At 57.5% G+C, this 17,778-nt stretch carries 17 protein-coding genes and 1 pseudogene; 8 read left to right on the top strand and 10 right to left on the bottom strand.

Annotated features, from left to right (window positions below; genetic code table 11):
- The first annotated feature begins 167 nt into the window (after positions 1-167).
- Positions 168-1,013 carry a phytanoyl-CoA dioxygenase family protein gene (locus tag HB633_RS05050; RefSeq protein WP_213777200.1) on the top strand — a complete coding sequence of 282 codons (846 nt, stop codon included), beginning with the start codon at positions 168-170 and terminating at the stop codon, positions 1,011-1,013.
- Between the two features lie 8 nt (positions 1,014-1,021).
- Here the strand turns inward: HB633_RS05050 and HB633_RS05045 are convergent, their stop codons facing one another.
- Positions 1,022-1,372 carry a response regulator gene (locus HB633_RS05045; RefSeq protein ID WP_213776974.1) on the bottom strand — a complete coding sequence of 117 codons (351 nt, stop codon included), beginning with the start codon at positions 1,370-1,372 and terminating at the stop codon, positions 1,022-1,024.
- Between the two features lie 282 nt (positions 1,373-1,654).
- Here HB633_RS05045 and HB633_RS05040 point away from each other — a divergent pair, with 282 nt between their 5' ends.
- The 3 genes from HB633_RS05040 (at position 1,655) to HB633_RS05030 (ending at position 3,997) form a co-directional block, all read left to right on the top strand.
- Positions 1,655-2,332, top strand: a complete 678-nt coding sequence (locus HB633_RS05040; RefSeq protein WP_213776973.1) for a TetR/AcrR family transcriptional regulator — start codon at positions 1,655-1,657, stop codon at positions 2,330-2,332.
- A gap of 165 nt (positions 2,333-2,497) precedes the next feature.
- On the top strand, positions 2,498-3,478 hold the full coding sequence (locus HB633_RS05035) for an aldo/keto reductase (RefSeq protein ID WP_213776972.1): 981 nt from the start codon (positions 2,498-2,500) through the stop codon (positions 3,476-3,478).
- A gap of 240 nt (positions 3,479-3,718) precedes the next feature.
- Entirely contained in the window at positions 3,719-3,997 is a 279-nt protein-coding gene (locus HB633_RS05030; RefSeq protein WP_213776970.1) for a hypothetical protein, read from the top strand.
- 176 nt (positions 3,998-4,173) lie between these two features.
- On the opposite strand, the gene HB633_RS05025 is transcribed toward HB633_RS05030, so the two are convergent.
- Positions 4,174-6,744 (bottom strand): bifunctional diguanylate cyclase/phosphodiesterase, encoded by a 2,571-nt coding sequence (locus HB633_RS05025; protein WP_213776969.1) that lies wholly within the window; start codon positions 6,742-6,744, stop codon positions 4,174-4,176.
- Positions 6,745-7,327: 583 nt separating this feature from the next.
- On the opposite strand from HB633_RS05025, the gene HB633_RS05020 reads away from it, so the two are divergent.
- Positions 7,328-7,609, top strand: a complete 282-nt coding sequence (locus HB633_RS05020; protein ID WP_213776968.1) for a hypothetical protein — start codon at positions 7,328-7,330, stop codon at positions 7,607-7,609.
- A gap of 218 nt (positions 7,610-7,827) precedes the next feature.
- Here the strand turns inward: HB633_RS05020 and HB633_RS05015 are convergent.
- From HB633_RS05015 to HB633_RS05005, 3 genes and pseudogenes are all read right to left on the bottom strand, one after another.
- Positions 7,828-8,761, bottom strand: a pseudogene (locus tag HB633_RS05015) (MBL fold metallo-hydrolase).
- Positions 8,762-9,296: 535 nt separating this feature from the next.
- Entirely contained in the window at positions 9,297-10,784 is a 1,488-nt protein-coding gene (locus tag HB633_RS05010) for an esterase-like activity of phytase family protein (protein ID WP_213776967.1), read from the bottom strand.
- A 215-nt stretch (positions 10,785-10,999) separates the two neighbouring features.
- Complete coding sequence (locus HB633_RS05005; RefSeq protein ID WP_213776965.1) at positions 11,000-11,260, bottom strand: hypothetical protein; 261 nt, start codon at positions 11,258-11,260, stop codon at positions 11,000-11,002.
- 337 nt (positions 11,261-11,597) lie between these two features.
- Here HB633_RS05005 and HB633_RS05000 point away from each other — a divergent pair, with 337 nt between their 5' ends.
- Positions 11,598-11,936, top strand: coding sequence for a hypothetical protein (locus HB633_RS05000; RefSeq protein ID WP_213777214.1), 339 nt, complete (start codon positions 11,598-11,600; stop codon positions 11,934-11,936).
- A 119-nt stretch (positions 11,937-12,055) separates the two neighbouring features.
- Here the strand turns inward: HB633_RS05000 and HB633_RS04995 are convergent, their stop codons facing one another.
- Positions 12,056-13,168, bottom strand: a complete 1,113-nt coding sequence (locus HB633_RS04995; RefSeq protein ID WP_213776964.1) for a Gfo/Idh/MocA family oxidoreductase — start codon at positions 13,166-13,168, stop codon at positions 12,056-12,058.
- A 94-nt stretch (positions 13,169-13,262) separates the two neighbouring features.
- On the opposite strand from HB633_RS04995, the gene HB633_RS04990 reads away from it, so the two are divergent.
- Positions 13,263-14,147: a LysR family transcriptional regulator gene (locus HB633_RS04990; RefSeq protein WP_213776963.1), complete on the top strand. Its 885-nt coding sequence runs from the start codon at positions 13,263-13,265 to the stop codon at positions 14,145-14,147.
- A 148-nt stretch (positions 14,148-14,295) separates the two neighbouring features.
- Here the strand turns inward: HB633_RS04990 and HB633_RS04985 are convergent, their stop codons facing one another.
- Positions 14,296-15,132, bottom strand: a complete 837-nt coding sequence (locus tag HB633_RS04985; RefSeq protein ID WP_213776962.1) for a class III extradiol ring-cleavage dioxygenase — start codon at positions 15,130-15,132, stop codon at positions 14,296-14,298.
- Positions 15,133-15,169: 37 nt separating this feature from the next.
- Complete coding sequence (locus HB633_RS04980; RefSeq protein ID WP_213776960.1) at positions 15,170-15,763, bottom strand: NADPH-dependent FMN reductase; 594 nt, start codon at positions 15,761-15,763, stop codon at positions 15,170-15,172.
- Between the two features lie 53 nt (positions 15,764-15,816).
- Between HB633_RS04980 and HB633_RS04975 the strand changes: the two genes are divergently transcribed.
- Complete coding sequence (locus tag HB633_RS04975; protein ID WP_213776959.1) at positions 15,817-16,209, top strand: helix-turn-helix domain-containing protein; 393 nt, start codon at positions 15,817-15,819, stop codon at positions 16,207-16,209.
- A gap of 307 nt (positions 16,210-16,516) precedes the next feature.
- On the opposite strand, the gene HB633_RS04970 is transcribed toward HB633_RS04975, so the two are convergent.
- Both HB633_RS04970 and HB633_RS04965 read right to left on the bottom strand, forming a co-directional pair.
- Complete coding sequence (locus tag HB633_RS04970) at positions 16,517-17,263, bottom strand: glucose 1-dehydrogenase (RefSeq protein ID WP_213776957.1); 747 nt, start codon at positions 17,261-17,263, stop codon at positions 16,517-16,519.
- Positions 17,264-17,387: 124 nt separating this feature from the next.
- Entirely contained in the window at positions 17,388-17,612 is a 225-nt protein-coding gene (locus HB633_RS04965; protein ID WP_213776956.1) for a hypothetical protein, read from the bottom strand.
- Positions 17,613-17,778 lie beyond the last annotated feature (166 nt).

The raw sequence follows: 17,778 nt of genomic DNA, 5'->3' as shown, positions 1-17,778 counted from the left end.
CATTGGACTATTCCATTGCGGTCGGGAAGGATATTGATGAAATGGAATGGAAATTCCACGAGAGTTAAATGTGAAAATATCGTTGCACCGGTGGCGTCGCTCTTCTATTCTTGTCAGTACTGGCGGCCGTAGCGCCGTACATGAGCGAGGAGACAGCCGTGGACAGTATGCAAGCCGATGCAGTAACGCCCGATGTCGTGGTCGAGGCCCTTCTGCGCGGTCCCGGTGCGTTGCGTATAAAAGGCGCGTTCAGTCCGGCGCAGGTCGCGGAGGCGCGCCGGATCGTGATGACGCATTCGGAGGATCGCGCTCAAACCGTCACGCATTTCCAGGGGCAGGCGGCGCAGGAGCAGCGTCTGCATTTACAGCGGCGCGTGTGGAATCTCCTGGCCAAAGGCAGCGTGTTTTCAGAGATGGCCGAACATCCCGTAATCGTGCAGGCAATGCGGCTTTTTCTCGGTGATGACTTCATCATGGGATCGATTGCCGCCAACCGGATCTTGCCGGACGGCCCGGGACAGGAACCACACATCGATTATCCGTATTGGGATTTTCATGCGCCCGGCACGTTTCCAATCGGCATCAACACGAGCTTTCCCCTCAATGCGCAAGTCACCATTCCGCTCGATCCGTTCACGCCGCTGACCGGCGCGACCGCGTTCGTGCCGCACACCCAGCACGAATTGCGTTATCCGGGCGAAGGCGATGCCTTCTTCGAGCGCTGCGAGCGCATGGAAGCAGCGCCGGGCGACGCAATCGTGTTTTTCGGCGCAACCTGGCATTGCGCGATGCCCAATCACAGCGCGCAGGACCGCAGCGCCGTGCTGATCCAATACCTGCCGAAGTTCGTCAAGCCCATGGAAGATCTGCGCGCGATGGCCGGCGAGGCGTTTGTGAAAAACGCCAGTCCGACCATGCGTCAACTGCTCGGCCTGAATTTTCCGTATCCGCAGAATCTCGACGCCGTCGCTGTCGCGACGAACGCCGAAGGCCGCACGAACGCCGTGCGCTAAGGGGGTTATTACCCTTCGGAGAACCGCAGCGCGCGTTCCAGAGCGGCCGGGCTGATCGGTTTGTGAAGATAGCCGTCGAACGGTTCGAGGTCATCGTCGCGCAGATCGGTGCGCCCGGTCACCGCAATCACGCATGCATCTCGCGATGCACCTTCTTCGCGCACCTGCCGGCAAAGCTCCCGGCCGTCCGCGTCGGGCAATTCGATGTCGAAGAAAACCACGTCGAAGCTTTGCGCCTGCGTCAGCTCCAGCGCGGCGCGGCCGTCGTACGCAACCTGCACTTTGTGTCCAAGGCCCAAGGCAATTTCGCCAAACGCATCGGCCGAATCTTTATGGTCGTCGATAAAAAGGATGTGCACGATTCCCTCGGAATTTAGGCGGGTTTCTGCTTGGATTTTTCGTCCGGCTGGCAGGTAGGTGAAGTGAACGATAATGAGATCGCGCGTTCATAGACAACCTATGCAACGACAATGCCAGGTTGATCGAGCCCTGCGGCGGCTTGGGTGCAGCGCATTTGTCTATCTCGTACGGGTCATTGTTACAAACGCGAGAAATGCAGTTGACAAACGCGATGCGGGCCGGGAGCATGTTTCCGTTGGAAAGTTATCCGAGTCCTCTCACCTCCTTGTCAGCCGTTATCTATGAATGAACGCCGAAAACCCGTTGCGGTTTCCCGGTCGAGGAAAACGCAGGCTTCCGTCACGACGTCGGCGCAAAAACCCTATCACCATGGCTCGCTCCCTAACGCTCTCCTTGCGGCGGCTGAAACCGTGCTGCGCACCGAAGGCATCAGCGGCCTGAGCCTGCGCTCTATCGCGCGAGAAGCCGGCGTGTCGCACACGGCGCCGCAACACCATTTCGGCGACACCGCCGGCGTCCTGAGCGAGCTTGCGGCGATCGGTCACCTTCGCCTCACCGAGGCCATGGCAAAACACGCGCACGGCTTGCAGCCCGGACCAGAGCGGCGGCGCGCAATCGCGCGTGGATACGTGAGTTTTGCGGTGGCGAACCCGGATCTGTTCAGGCTCATGTCGCGGGCGGAAATGCTCGACAACGCGCGGCCAATGCTGGTCGAGGCGCGGCGTGCGTCGGCGATGGCTTTGTCCGATGTCACCGATGACACCCTGGACGCCCCGCAGCCGCCGCCAAGACTCGACGCCGCCCGCGCAGTCGCCATGACTGCGGCGTGGGCCTATGTGCACGGCTTGGCCACCCTGCTTATCGATGGCCGGCTGAACGGCCTCGCGCTCGCAGCCGACGGCGTGGAAAACGCCGACGCACTGGTCGATGCGACCATCGAACAGATGCGGATTGGGTAGGCGGCGCAGCACCGGGATTGAAGACGCCTGTTAGTATTTAAGCGTCACCGGAGGGAATGCCAAAGTAAAAATGCTTCAACCGGCTTTCTCCATTTGTCTCGCCAAAAGGCAGAAACAACCTGAATGTTTGTCAGATTCGTTCTGCACTTCAACAGGAGTTGCACGATGGAATATGTGAAGCTTGGCCGCACAGGTCTCGATGTATCACGTATATGCCTTGGATGTATGAGCTATGGTGTGCCAGAACGCGGCCCGCACCCGTGGTCGCTGGACAACGACGCCGCACGCCCGTTTATCAAACAGGCGCTTGATCTCGGTATTAATTTCTTCGATACGGCCAACGTTTATTCAGACGGCACAAGCGAAGAGATTGTTGGACGCGCGTTAAAGGAATTTGCGAACCGGGACGAAATCGTTCTCGCCACTAAAGTAAATAGCCGGATGCGTCCGGGGCCGAACGGGGCGGGGTTATCACGCAAGGCGATCATGGCGGAGGTCGACGCGAGCCTGAGGCGCCTCGGCACCGACTACGTGGATCTGTATCAAATCCACCGCTGGGATGACACGACGCCAATCGAAGAAACAATGGAAGCATTGCACGATGTCGTCAAAGCTGGAAAAGCACGTTATATCGGCGCATCGACAATGTATGCGTGGCAATTTGCCAAGGCACTGCATGTCTCCGAACGACATGGCTGGACGCGCTTTGTGACCATGCAGAACTACGTGAACCTGCTGTATCGCGAAGAAGAACGTGAGATGTTGCCGCTGTGCGAAAGCGAAGGCATTGGGGTGATACCGTGGAGCCCGCTCGCGCGGGGCCGTTTGACTCGTGATTGGGACAGCAGCAGCGCGCGCTCGGAAACCGACGCATTCGGCCGCACACTGTATGCGACTACCGAAGAGGCAGACCGTCAGGTCGTCGAACGCGTGAGCGAGATTGCGACGAAGCGGGGCGTGCCTCGGGCCCAGGTTGCGCTTGCGTGGGTTCTGCAGAAAAAGCCGGTCACGGCGCCAATCGTCGGCGCTACCAAGCTGCATCACCTGAACGATGCAGTCGACGCCCTCTCGCTCAAGCTGACGATGGACGAGATCCAATTGCTCGAAGAGCGATACGTGCCACATGCGGTAACGGGATTTAAATAAACTCTCGGTCGCCCGACCTGAGATCTCAGGCGACGCGACCCAAACGACTTATGACAATGTTGGCTGCGGACGTTGGCTGCCCACTTCAACAGTAATTAAAAAAATGGTGTTTTGACATTTGCGCAACACTACTCTTGTTTTTCATGGTGTCTAACTAAGTCTTTGGTATGTTTAGAGCGTAGCGCTAAAAGGGCGACTCAACTACCAGCGCGCCGCAACTAGGTGGGCAGGGGAACCGAAATGATGCGATGGATTGCAAATTGGGCCGCCCGTCACGCGCCCACAGTAGAAGAGCAAGCCCAACGGGCCATGCCTGAATTGCGGATGGCGCTATATCAGGCAGAGCAGCGTATTCTCGACGCGCAGGTGCAGGCCGAATACTATCGATCTCGGCTGGCGTTCTGCGAATCGGTATTGAAAAATGGAATCGAGCAGGTAAGTGACCTGCGACGCGACCCCTTGCCTGCAGCGCCAACGCTCAAGTCAGGGCCTACGCTCACGACCGCAAAATCAGCTTAGGACTTTGCACGAATATATTGGACTGGCATGCGTTGCCAAGCGTCATTCCAGCGTCAATATAAATGCTTGTGAAGCGAGGGCACGGCGCTGACGAACGTCCGTCGGATAAATTGTTTTTTGTTTGTCTGGAGCCTATAAGTCTGCCGACTAACATGAATAGTCAGGCAACCTCCTTGTCATGTGATCCTGTTCTCGTTTTTATGACGTTGATTTCGACGCAAGAAGGCATGCAATTGCTCAATCGGCATAGGCCTTGCGAACAGAAAACCCTGCATGTCGCAGCATCCGTTTTCTGACAAAAAATCGCGCTGCTCTATTGTCTCGACCCCTTCTGCGATTACCTGCGCGCCAAATGCGACGCCCAATGCCAGTACCGCCAGTACCAGCGCTTCGTCCTGGACAGAAGCTCCAATGCCGCTGACCAACGATTTATCGATTTTCAAACGGTCCGGTCCAAGCGATTTCAATGACGAAAGATTGGAATAGCCGGTCCCAAAATCGTCGATGGCGATGATTGCACCGCGCGTCGCGAGCATTTTCAGTTCGACCCCGGTGCAAGGCGCAGCGAGCGTGCTTTCTGTGATCTCCAGCTCAAGCATTGACGGATTGGCACCTGTTGCCGCGATTGTCCGGTTGAGAAAGTCGACGACATTGCCCTGCGTGAACTGACGTGGCGAAAGGTTGAAGGCGACGCGCAATCCGTCGTAACGCGCTGACAGATCCACCGCAGTGCGGCAAACTTCAGTAATCACCCATTCGCCGATCGGAACGATCAGGCCGGACTCCTCGGCAAGCGGGATGAATTCGGCCGGAGAGATCGGGCCGAGCGCTGGATCGAACCATCGAATCAGGGCTTCCACCGCAGCCACGTGACCTGTCAGGACGTTGACCTGAGGCTGGAAATACAGACAGAATTCGTGGTCGCGAATGGCGCGTCGCAGATTCTGCGCTATAGACAGACGCTCTTCCGCGCGGGAGCCTGTCGCATAGTCATAATGCCGGACCGTGTTGCGGCCGAGTGCCTTCGCTTCATACATGGCGGCATCCGCGCGTTTGACCAACGTCTCGACGTCGTGGCCATCGCGCGGGAAAAGGCTCACGCCCATGCTGCAATCAATAATGAACTCGTGCTCCTCGATTTTTATCGATGTCGCAAGGGCGGCTTTGAGTCTGCCTACCAGTACGTCCACCGAGCCATAGCCGACGATATTTGGCAGGAGGATGACGAACTCGTCGCCGCCATACCGGGCAACCGTCGTGGTTGAGGGAGACGCGTCGACAAGGCGGGCGGCAACTTGCTGCAAGAGCCGGTCGCCCACGCTGTGGCCGAGGGAATCATTCACATCCTTGAAGTGGTCCATGTCAAGGAACACAACAGCAACCTGAGTTCCGGCGAGGATAGAAGCACTGATCGCCTGTCGAAGTCGTTCGTTCAACAAAACGCGGTTGGGCAGACGCGTTAGCGAGTCGTAGCTCGCCTGATGCGCGAGCCGGTTGCGCGACTCGATCAGCTCCGTCACGTCGTTCACGATCGCAATGTGATGCGTGGCAACGCCGGTGTCGTCGAGCACGGGAGCAATGAGCAACTGATTCCAGAACATCTGGCCGTCCGCCCGGTAGTTCCGCAAGATGGTGCTCACTTCAGCGTCCGTTTTCAACGCGTTCCTGACTTCCCGCAGGCCGTCCTGTTCCCGGTCATCGCCTTGCAGAATCCGGCAATCGCGACCTATGACTTGCGCGGCGGAATAACCGGTAATGCGCTCGAACGCAGGATTGACATAGTCGATCAGGTATTGCTTGCCATGGGATCGCGTCATGACAACCGCGTTGACACACGCGTCGAGGGCGCGGCTTCGCAGGCGCAGCGCCAGCTCCGCGGCCTTGCGCGTAGTGATGTCCTCGTGCAGGGCCAGCACGCCCATGACTTCGCCCTTGGGCCCGAGCAAAGGCACTTTTGTTTTGGCATACCAGCGGATTTCACGGGCGGGCTCGAAGTAAGCCGGATGCTCATAAGCAATATGACCGTTTTTCGAGAACATCGCTTGATTGTCGCGCCTGCGGGCGTCTGTTGCATCCAGGCGCCACGGCAAGTCGAAATCCGTCAGGCCTTCAACATCCTTCGCATGCGCCAAGCCTGCTTCCTTCGCGAAAGACGCGTTGCAGCCTATGTATTCCGAATTTCCGTTTTTCCAATAAATGCGTTGCGGGACGCTGTTGAGAACGGTTTCAAGCATGGACTTCGCGGTAGCCACTTCAAGCTCGGCTTGCCTGCGATTCGAGACGTCCAGGCAAATGATGTAGCACGACGTCCTCCGCTGAAATTCAGAGACGTGGTATGAGACGTTGATGGTCAGTTCGGTGCCGTCCTTTCGCAGGTGCGTCCAGTCACCGGCAGAACCGGCCGTAGCGTGCGCTGTCGCAATTTCGCGCAATTTTTTTCTGAACGGCTCGATGTCTCGGGCAAGTCGTAGGTTATCCATCGACAATCGCTTGAGTTCCGTACGGGTGTACCCGTACAGATTGCACGCAGCGCGATTCGCGGCGAGGATGCGCGTCGTGTCTACGTCATAGACAAGCATCGGAAGCGGATGACCGATGAAATACCGCCTGAACATTATCTTGGGAAGATCACGCGGCAGGACTGAGACCAACTGGTAGATCGTGCAGCCGATTAAGCCACCCAAGACCAGTAGCAGCAAGGTGTCGCGGCCTGGAATAGACGGCGATTCCTCGATCGAACTCAGCAAGTGTCGATTAAAAAAGATCCCAAGCCCCAGCAGTACACCCCCAAACGCTATCGCGGCCGCAGTGACGTTGCGTCGGGACGTGCGTAGCCATCGCCTCATTGGCGACCAAGTACTGCTGACCATGCGGACAACCTCTCAGGTGCTTTTATGTTTTTGGATTTGACGTTGATACTAAACGTTCAAGTCAACATGCATCATGTCCGCGAGTTGAGCAATTCCATCAGGATCGAGTGTGGGCTACCTTAAGCGAGTTTCGTGCCGTGCCGAGGAAGTTGATACGATCCGTGGTGGCAATGGAGAAACAAGCCCAGCGTCGAATTCGATTGGTTTGGGCGGTGCTGTAACGTAACATGCCCCGTAGCAATCCGACTTCATAAAACAGTACGGCTGCGGTTTAACAACAGATCTAACGGATGGCGACGTCAAAAGACAATCTGCCATGATGGTGGGGTCGCCCCAAGTAGCATGTGCTGGGCAAAACACCTGTTTCTTTCTTGCGATGGCGCGGTCCATCTGAGATTGATGCCTGTGTGCTGAGTGCTATGCTGCGCGCAGCCTTAAAACTTTAAAAATCGAGAGAATGATGCCAATCGATCCATGCAGTGAATATTTCTCGGAAGAAATACTTCAGGGATTGATAGCTAGGATTGGCTTGCCCGCATACGCGGTACTGTCCATCATTGCGGCGGCGGAGTCGGATACCGGAGGGCCAGTGCGGATGCCCATTGAGAAGATTGCCGAACTCATGGGCAAAAGCGTCGAGACAACTCGGTCAGCACTGGACATTCTTAGAAAAAACGATTTAGTGACAATCGAGTTGCAAGGCAGGAACAACGTCTATCGGCTTATACCTTTAGTGGTTTAAAGCCGGGACTGACGGTCCCTGCAGACTGGCGCTTTACCCACGCATCTGTCGCCACCTAGCTGCAAAGCTTACGGCCGTGCATCGAAAGAGGTCATCGTTGCGAGCCCGTGCCGACAGACGGTAGCGGGCCGATTTTTTTCTCGCGATAGCTCGGAATAAAAAATCGGCCAATAGCCGCCATTCACATGCTTGGGCAGTCGGCCGTAATTCAATATTGATTAGTAATCCCACAGGACCGGTACGAAACGGAAGCCTTCAGCGCTCTTTACAACGTGACCAATGGAAGGAAACGCGACATGCGCTGCAGCCAACAGGGCGCCGGTTTCAGCGGCTTCGTTGAACAGCGCGATGCGCACGTCCACAGCCCCCTCAGGATCGTGCTCGAAGCCATTTTGCCAATCTGGATTGTCGAAGTTGACTTCGAAGATTGCGTCGCCTACGAACGTTAGCTTTTCGCCGTTTGATGCGATGTCCACGACACAGTGCCCTGGCGTGTGCCCACCCGTCACGCGCGCCTTCACACCCGTTGCGACTTCCACTGTCTGGTCGAACTGCACGATGTTTTCGCTATAGATCTCTACAAACGTCGCAGCAGCCTTACGAAGCGCAGGAGGAACTGTTTCTGGCATTACAGTCTTGCTGAAGTCCGGATTTTTTCCAGAAATTCACCTCTCTGGCTGACACGTGAATGCGCACGTCCGGGCGCAGTTTGGCCTTGATGCCGTCAACGTTCAGACCGCCAACGTGATCCATGTGCATGTGCGTAATCACGATATCGGTGATCGCCGCCAGATCGATACCAGCAGTCTCCAGACGCATCATCGACCGACCTGCACGCGTGAAGTATTCAAAACCGTCACCTACGCCCGAATCGATCAGGATTAAACGTTCGCCACTACGCACGAGTGCGATATTCAGTGCCCAGTCGAACATGTCTCGTTGCAGGAAACGACCATCGAACCATTCATTGCGATCTGCTTCGCTCACGTTAGTGGACATGGTGGAGGTCGGCAGCGGCAGAACGCCATCGCTGATCAGCACGACGTCGACATCACCCACGCGCACGGCGTAGCGAGAAGATACGAGTTCGCCTGAATCGTTTTTGCCGAGCTTGTTGATCACTGGCTGCACATTGCGGGTTATCTGTTTCATCTTCAATAGTCCTATTAATCAAGCGGGTTAACCACGCCGCGCGGCGCATGTCGTGAGTGACCACGACCTGCGCGCTTCGTTGTGCTCGCATTTCGGCCGATGGTGTGACAGAGTTTATTTAGGAGCGGCGCGCGCCAGAAGCGTCGCGATTGCACACATCGTGTTGACCGAAGGGCAACAATCGGTGACGGAAAGTGGCAACTGCGCCAGTTGCAGTGGTCTAGTAAACGACGTCTTTTGGGACGCAGGGACAACGAAACAATCGTCGAGCGGCGGCATCCTGCCGGCGTCGAACGAGCCTACTAGCGCGTAGATGAGCAACCCACCCGTATTGCGCTGGCAACTCGAGCATCGATGACCGCGGATCAATGCAGCGCTGCGCCGTGAAGGTGATGGTTTGCTTTGAAAACCGATCCAGGATCACCATGTTGGGTCGGTCAGTTCTCGGTGCAATCAACATTGAGGGTGCTGGGATCCGGAAAAAAAGGCATCCGGAGATTTCCCCGAGATGCCTTTCTCCGCGATTCTTGCCAACTTACTGTTTGAACTTGGCAGGCACCTGGGTCATGTCGATCTTGACGATCTCGCCGAAGTCCTGGGTTTTGCCGTCCGGCAGGAACTTCTCACTGGGTGGGAAGGGGCTTGATGCCGTGGCCATCGGCACCGTGCTCGGTTCGTCGGTGATGCCGAAGTCCGAGTCGTTCGACAGGTAGATCTTGGTCGGATCCGCTGGGTCGATCGCCACGCCCTCGACCTTGTCGTGGCCAAAGTACATGCCTTTCGGATCAATGGCAGTAAAGAGCGCGGCATAGTTGAGGAACATTGCCTCGGTGCCCACCGTGATGCCCGCCGCGCTTAACGCCTGAATAGCGGCAGGCGCGTCAACCGTTCCGGCGAGGTCCTCGATGGTCTTGCCACCTACCGTGAGACCATTGGTCGAGGTGTAGGCCACGGCCCCGCCAGCGATGGCGGTCCCGATGAGGGGAGATTTCGGACCGACATCGGTGGCTTTGCTCAGGTCGAGTTTCCACAAGTTCTTGTCGGCCTTGGCCTTGCCGCTCGCCGTGCCGTCACTGGTGCCCTCGAAGTTGCCGTCGCGCTCGTCAACAATGAACGTCCCGTCTGCGAGCGCTGTAATCTCGCTCACAGCCTGGCCCTCGGGATTGCCGGCGCCATTGGTGTGCAGGGAATACAGGTATTCATGGACGTCGTTGATCGGATCGGATAGTGAGACCTTAACGACGCGTGTGATCGCACCCTTGCCGGAGGCGACGGCTGCCGAGCCGTTCTTGTCCAGGGGTGACTGCATGATGCCAACGAGGTACTTGCCGTCAGGCGTGAGGGTGAGACCTTCCATGCCCTTGTTTGGCTTTCGCTTCTTCAGTTCGCCCGGCAGCGGCAGGTCGTTGCCCGAAGACGCGGTGGAGTAGGGGTTGAGGCGGGAGATTTCCTTGCCGGTCGCGTCGAAATGAACAATATAAGGACCGTACTCGTCGGAGACCCAGAAGGTGCCGTCCGGCATGGCGACCAGACCCTCGGGGTCGAGCCCGGCGACGCTTGGAGCCAGCGCTTTTCCGTTCACGTCGTAGATGATCTCGGCAGTGGTTGCTTCGGGGTTGACGCGGCCATTCATGGGCGTGCCGTCGGCCAGTGAAAGACCGATGACCTTGGATACATTAGCCTTGCCGTTGGCGAGCTGAAACAGCGCGATTGCCGGTTGAAATGTCAGGTCCGGCTCAATCTTGTTGGTGCCGTCGGGCGCGGTGACGTTGGGGCCGCGATCAGTCATACCATAGAAAAAGCCGGCCTGGTTGGGCGCGGGCGTCATCGCTGAGCCGTAGCCTGTGCCGACAATGGGCACATTGCCCCAGTTCGTGTACGGAGCGATGGATTCGGTGAAAAGCTGCGTACCTTGTTGAACCTGCGGCGCATTGCTGTCCGAATTCGCGGGGGCATCGTCGCCGCCGCAGGCGCCGAGCGCCAGTGTCAAAGTCAGGCCCACGCACGTCTTTTTGTTCAGCATTGCCCCGTCTCCTTTTTGTGTTGAGCTGCTTGAAAACGTAAAGTTTATATTTGATAAATGAAAAGTTTGTGGCAGGAGCTGATGGCAGGCATTGGTCCAGCAAAGGGACAGAGGCGTCGCGTCGTCTGAAGGGCCAAGTTCGTTCGGAGACCGCCTGGTTGATGAGGTCTGCACCACAAGTCTGTAAAGTGGCGCTGACTGCGAACCGCCATCGCTCAGATTGGGGTGACATAAACTTCGAAATACAGGGAGCTGTCGTCCCCGCTCCACAAGTCGAGTTCCACCCGATCCACCACAAACCGCCTGCCGGCCTCATCGATCCCAAGTGTCACGATCGTGCCACTGTCTAAATGCGGAATGGGCACTCGTTTGACCACCTGCGCGAGCGGCGTTGAAGGGACGGCCGCGTCGGCCTTGTAAAATTCATAGAAGTAATCGGCGCGCATTGCATCCGCCGGTGTAAATACATCGTCCATCGGGCATCCTGAGTTGAGCCGCTGTGGTCGACTAGCACTGCAGGGTCGACCATGTCGGTAAGGTTGAGATCGCGGAAGGCTGGTTTCTGCTAATTGGCTGCACTGTAAAGCATCCATTTGCAATCCCGAATGCGATTTCCGTGTTCAGGATCATCGGCCCGCGACCCGTCATCATGGAAATATGCCGGTAAGCTTTGACGCGGCAGTGTTTGCGTGGCTTCCCACTACCAGTTTCTTGCCGAGCACGGCCGACTATCGGGCCGCATCTTCGAAATACGTTGTCGAGACAACCACGAATGCCACCCCATCGACACAATGACGAACCCGAAACGTATCGTTGCTGAGTGTGCTCGAAAGGCCGCTGTACCTGATCGGCAAGCAGTCGCTTCGCTCAAGCCGGAAGTGCTCATGGGAGGTGAAGCTCGAAGCTGCTTTTGCGGGGCTTTATGCTGCGCTTGTGACGCCGGGCGAACCGCACATTGGAAGCCTGACTGACGAAGAGGTCGGATCAATGAGTTCGGCTTGCTACATCCGGGCGATAGCAGACCGCTCATTGCTGGAAGGTACTGCCTATGTCGAAGTCATGGCGGGCGCCTACACGAATCGATGCTGGAACGATGGTTCGCTGCGAGCCGACCTACGATCACTACGCATTCACCCAAATCAGCATGCTTGACTGGGAAAAGATAATAAAAGCCCTAGCGGACATCAGACTTTTTGATTTGCTCTCGCACCAGCTAGCACGGCGCCCAAGGCACACGATATCAAAGCACGCTCGTACTTTGATCTGGCGCGTTAGCTTACCTTTACGCGGCCCCCGCTCTGCGACGCTTCTTCAATCGCAGCGATGATGCGGTGCAACGCCACCGCGTCGTCGAAATTGGGCGCAGTTGTAGTTCCTTCGCGTAGGTCCTGTGCCACCTGTGCGTAAACGCGCGCAACGTTGCCGGGAACGACGTCCGTCGGATAGCCCAAATTGTAGTGGTCCGGAATCTCGAGAGGCTTGAACGACCGTTCGTCGCCCTGCGCGCCACTGAGCGAGAGCTGAAGCAACTGGGGATGACCGAAAGCAGCAGAAACGCGGATGTCCCCTTCTGTTCCGTTAATTTCCCACAAAAATCCGTCGCCTTGCCTCGCCATCCCGCCACGGTAATGGATGGAGATGGGCGCACCGCTCGCCATGATCCCGCTGATCAACACTTGGTCCGGCGCTGACACCGGCAGGGTTTCACCGGTATCAAGTGAAACCGCTGTGTTGCGTCGGGTCGCAAGGACCGCCGAGACTTCTGCGACCTCGCCAAGCACGTCTCGAAGTGCAGCCAGCGTATGGCCTAACGGTATCGTTAGCATGGTCGCACCGCTCGCGCTATCGAGCGTATATGCGAAATTTTTCTTATCGGGGATGGCCCCACCCCAGCCCCCGCCTCGCGCGATTAGCGTGGTCGACAGCACCTCGCCCACAAATCCGTCTGCTATCAGGTGACGCAGGTGTTTGATTTCCGGGGCCAGGCGTGCTTGAGTTCCGATTACGCCTTGAACTTTCTTGGCCCGGGCGAGCTCCGCGAGCTCCTCGGCTTCGGCCAGGTTACTACCAAGAGGCCATTCGCAGTAGACATGCTTTCCTGCTTCGATCGCTGCCTTCACCACCTCGAAGTGATGCGGAACCTTCACCGTAACTGTGACGATGTCGATTTCCGGCGTCGCCAGCAATTCAGCAACATTGTTGAACGCGTTCGGCACGCTCGTCGCGGCTGCGGCCGATTCAGCGCTAGCTAAGCTGGTGTTGGCGATTCCAACGATTTCATAGCTTTCGGGCAGCGCACGGAGTGCGGGAACGTGGGCCCGAGCGGCCCAACTGCGGCCCGGTTGCAATCCGACGATACCTACTTTAAGACGGGGATGGGTCATGTCGCTCTCCTATAGTCTGCTTACTTTAGAGACAGAATAAATGGGAGGGAAGACCTAAAAGTGGCATCATTCCTCTCAGATTTGGGAGGAATCAATGGATTTGAATGCTGCATCGATGTTTGTCGCGACGGTGCGCGCGGGGAGTTTATCGGCAGGCGCAGCCGCTCTTGGGATTCCACTGGCAACTTTGAGCCGGCGCATCCGTCAGTTAGAGTCCGATCTGCGTGTGCAGTTGCTGGAGCGTTCGGCTCGCGGAATCAAGCTGACCGAGCCTGGAACTCGGCTATATGACCACGCCGCCAAGGGCCTTGAATTACTTAGGGACGGGGAGGCCGCAATACGTAGTGATCAGTTGGAGCTTCGGGGCCGACTCAGGATATCAATGCCTCCGACGTTCGAGCCCTGGTGGAATATCTTGAGCGGCTTTCAGAAAAAGTATCCAGGAATACATTTGAAAGTCCATGTCACTGAGCGTCGAATGGACCTGGTGCAAGACGGGATCGATGTCGCTCTCCGCGTCGGGAAAATCATCGATGAATCGTTCATCGCCCGTCGATTACTCACGTTTCGACATGTGCTGGTGGCCTCGCCGAGCTTGATCGGCCGATTGGGTTTGCCGGCTTCGGCCGCACAGTTAAAAGCCTTTCCTTGCGCAACGTGGGCACCCAATTCCAGTTGGCCGGCGAACTGGATGCTTGGAAATGAGCAAATCGAATTGGATCCTGTGCTTTCTACCAACGACTACAGCCACCTTCGAAGATGTGCCGAGGCAGGCGAGGTGGTGACCGAACTGCCAGAATTCCTCGCGCGGACTGCACTCGGAGACGGCCGCCTACAGGAACTATTACCAGATTTCCCATTTCCCACAGCAACCCTTTATCTTCTGTACCTCTCGCACCGCAATCCATCAAGCATCGTGCGTGCGTACCTCGACTATTGCAGTTCGGAAGCCATGGCTTCTGTCTCGGAAATGCAATGACGGCAGCCAGAGCCGGGTTGTGACCCATGCGTAGCGAGGTCTCTACAACCCATCGCACAATTTTACTTAGATCACTGATGTCGGTTTGCCGACCCTAAGCCCGAACGTCGGGACCTCAGAATTCAATTGCGTCACTCCATGTCCACGATTATTCTCCGGACCGCTCGACGACGGGCGCGCCGAAGCGGTAACTCGATACTGTGATCTCCCCCATAAAGTCGCTCTGATGATAGACGCGCGCGCCGGCTTCGTTCCCCGCAGCGCCAACCGCGACCATGAGCGGAATCAGATGATCCTCACGCGGGTGCGCGGCACGGGCGCCCGGCGCAGCAGACCAATTCACCAGGTGGCGCCGCCGCTCAGCTGGAGGCGCCACCACCAACGTGTCGTTCAGCCATCGGTCGAAAGTGGCCGACACCTCGGCACCGGCGCCGCTCCTCATTGCGCGAGTATCGTGGTAGCTGAATCCGCTGCCGATGATGAGCACCCCCTCATCCCGCAGCGGAGCGATCAACTCGCCCACCTTGATGTGATCGGCGACATCGTAGTCAGCTCTTAGCGAAAGCTGCACCAGCGGTATATCAGCCTCAGGATACATCGTGTGCATCACGGTAAACGTGCCGTGATCGAAACCCCGCTCTGCATCCAGGTCTGAAGCAAAACCACCGCGCTTCAGCATCTCGCGTACGGACTCGGCGAGTGCCGGAGCGCCGGGCGCGTCGTAGTGAATGCGGTAAGTGTGCTCGGGGAAGCCGCCGTAGTCGTACTCCATCGGCGGGCGGGCAGCCGATGACAACAGGAAGCGGTCCGACTCCCAATGGGCGGAGATCATCAGCACGGCACGAGGTGCATGGCCGAGTTCACGCCGAACGTCATGAAGCGAGGCCTCGAGCTGGTCGTACATGGCACCCCGTTCAGCTTTTAGCCACGGCCAGGGTCCGCCCCCATGAGAGAGAAAATAAGTCGGGATGCGCAATTGCGTCATTACATAGTCCTTGAGCGTGGCTTGGCGTAACGGAAAGTCAGGTCGATGCCGCACGGGCGGCCATCGTCGCTTTGGCCCACCAGACCAGTTCATCAAGGGCAGCTTTGGCCGCCGGCAGGAGACTAGCCTCGATTTCCTCGATCGCCTTGTTGCCGCCCATCGGGAACACCGCCATGAAGTCGCTACCGCCGATGTGGACAGCGCTTCGCGTCGAGACCATCTGCAATTCAACGCCGATTCCGCGCAGATGCTCGACAGCGCGTCCTCCACCCAGACCGCCGTAGCCGATCGCAGTGAAGGGCTTGCGGTTCCATTCCTTGTAGGCCTGATCCAACGCGTTTTTGAGTACGCCGGTGATCGAATGGTTGTACTCAGCGACAACGAAAATGTAGCCATCAAATTTGCCGATGGTTTGTTGCCACCGAACGGCCTCGGGATCCTGGCTCGGCGCGCGTAGATTCGACGCCACCTCGGAGAAGAAAGGCAGCGGATGGTCGCGGAGATCGACCACCTCGACCTCCATGTCGTCGCGCGCCTTGGCCTGCTTGAGCATCCACTGCGCCGGCTTGTCAGCGAATCTAGTGGGGCGGGTAGAGCCAACGATGAGGGCGATACGGGGCTTAACAGTCATGGTTTCCTCGTGTAAGGTAGTCACTAATCGAAACCCAGATTACGAGGATTCCCATGAGCACGCAAGAAGGCACCATTTCGAAACCAAGTGTCCAAAAGGATCCTGCTACATGCGAGCACATCAGCCGGATGCTCGCGCGTATCTGTGACAAATGGACCTTACTCGTGGTCAGGACACTTGGGCGCGGGCCCCGTAGGTTCAATGCGCTGCGCAGAGACATCGGGGCGATTAGTCAGAAAATGTTGACGCAAACACTGAAGGAGCTTGAGGAGAATGGCTTCGTCACGCGAACGGTCACGCCCACCAAGCCACCTCAGGTCGAGTACGCGCTGACCGCGCTGGGTGAGGATTTCCTGTCTCCGGTGCGCGGTCTTGCAGGATGGGTCGCGGTAAATTCTGAGCGTATAACGGCGGCGCGAACGGCCTACGCGGCCGGGCTAAGGTGAGCAAGCAGGCGGACGTGCGAATGCAGGGCGCTTGCAGGCTTTTCAGATAAGGTTTTCGTCTCCTCTGACCGGACGTTCTGAGACTACCCTACAGCGGCCGCCTCGGCCAACGAGGCGCCCTACAAATCCAATGACAGAAGGATAAGACGCAACCTGCACTTGCAGCATTGGACAGCGCTCTCGGCGCCAAGGAGTCCAAGGATCTTTGCGAGTGCCAGTCTGATCCCGTCAGGCCAGCCTCGCTCAATTACGTCCAGGTTCCTATAGAAGGCCGACAGGCCCTTGCTCGACAATTGAAGCGTTGGCTTTACTGCAGACCGCCTGCAACGTTCAAATGATCGCCGGTGATCCAGCCTGCGTCGTCCGATGCAAGAAAAACGGCGACGCGCGCGATGTCATCGGGTTGCCCGGCGCGGCCAAGCGGTGTCATCGAGACCATGCCCTTCTCCATGTCCGAGCCGGTGATGCCGCTGCTGTGCGTGCCTTCGGTCTCCGTGTAGCCGGGACGAATGGCGTTGACGCGAATCCCTTTCGGCGCGAGTTCTTTGGCAAGCACGCTGGTGATTCCGTCGATGGCGCTTTTCGTGCCCGTGTACACCGCAGTCGCCGCCGGGGTCAGCGACGTAATTGCCGAGCCGATGTTGATTACGCTCGCGCCTTCGCCGAGATGTTTGGCCGCGGCTTGCGTCACCAGCAGCGTGCCGAGCACGTTGGTACCGAACTGGCGATGGAATTCTTCCGCCGTGATTTCCTCTAGCGGCGCGAAGGCGTAGACGCCCGAGTTGTTGACCAGGATATCGAGGCGGCCGAATTTATCGATTGCCGTTTGCACCAGGCTGGCTGCGTCGTTTGCCTTCGTAACGTCGCCGCCCGCAACGACCGCGCGCCCGCCGCTTTTCTCGATATCCGATACCACAGCTTGCGCGCCTGACTGGCTGCTCGAATAGGCCACCACAATCGCAGCGCCTTCGGCTGCCAACGCCTTGGCGATTGCCGCGCCGATGCCCTTCGATGCGCCCGTGACCAGCGCGACTTTGCCTTGTAGCTTGCTCATGATGCTTCCTCTGTTTGTCGGTCGGCCCAGCGGCCGAAAACTAAAACGCTTTCGCGGTGACGAGCAAGGTACAAGTAACCATCAGAACGAAAAAGACCTTGAGTCCGAATTGACCATTCGTTTATCACGAACACTGCCGATTCGGGAGCGTAGACCGGTGTGTGTTTGTTTCGATCTTGCGTCGCGGACTATGCGCTGCGGATTGTCGGTCGGGCGATTGCGCACCAACGAACACCGCCAGCTGGGCGGCGAACGCACGCTGATAAGCCGGCTGCTTCAATCCGCCGAACGAAACAAGGCGAACGTCGTAAGGCTGGCCCACTTCTTCCAGCGCCCAGCGAACTCGCATGTCACGCGCGAGTCCCGGGCCGCGATCGGGCGAGTGTCCGAGTCTGGCCGATTCAAGCAGGCAAATTGGCGCTCACTGATTCGATGCGGAAATTTTCGAGTCGTTTGCAGCTGTAAGAGCGAAAATAAGGGCAATCTTAGCGGCAGTATTGCAATCGAGCGACGGA

It is taken from the genome of Caballeronia sp. dw_276, assembly GCF_018449635.1.
In the GTDB taxonomy this organism is placed as follows: domain Bacteria; phylum Pseudomonadota; class Gammaproteobacteria; order Burkholderiales; family Burkholderiaceae; genus Caballeronia.
This window is presented reverse-complemented; position numbering and strand designations above follow the sequence as displayed.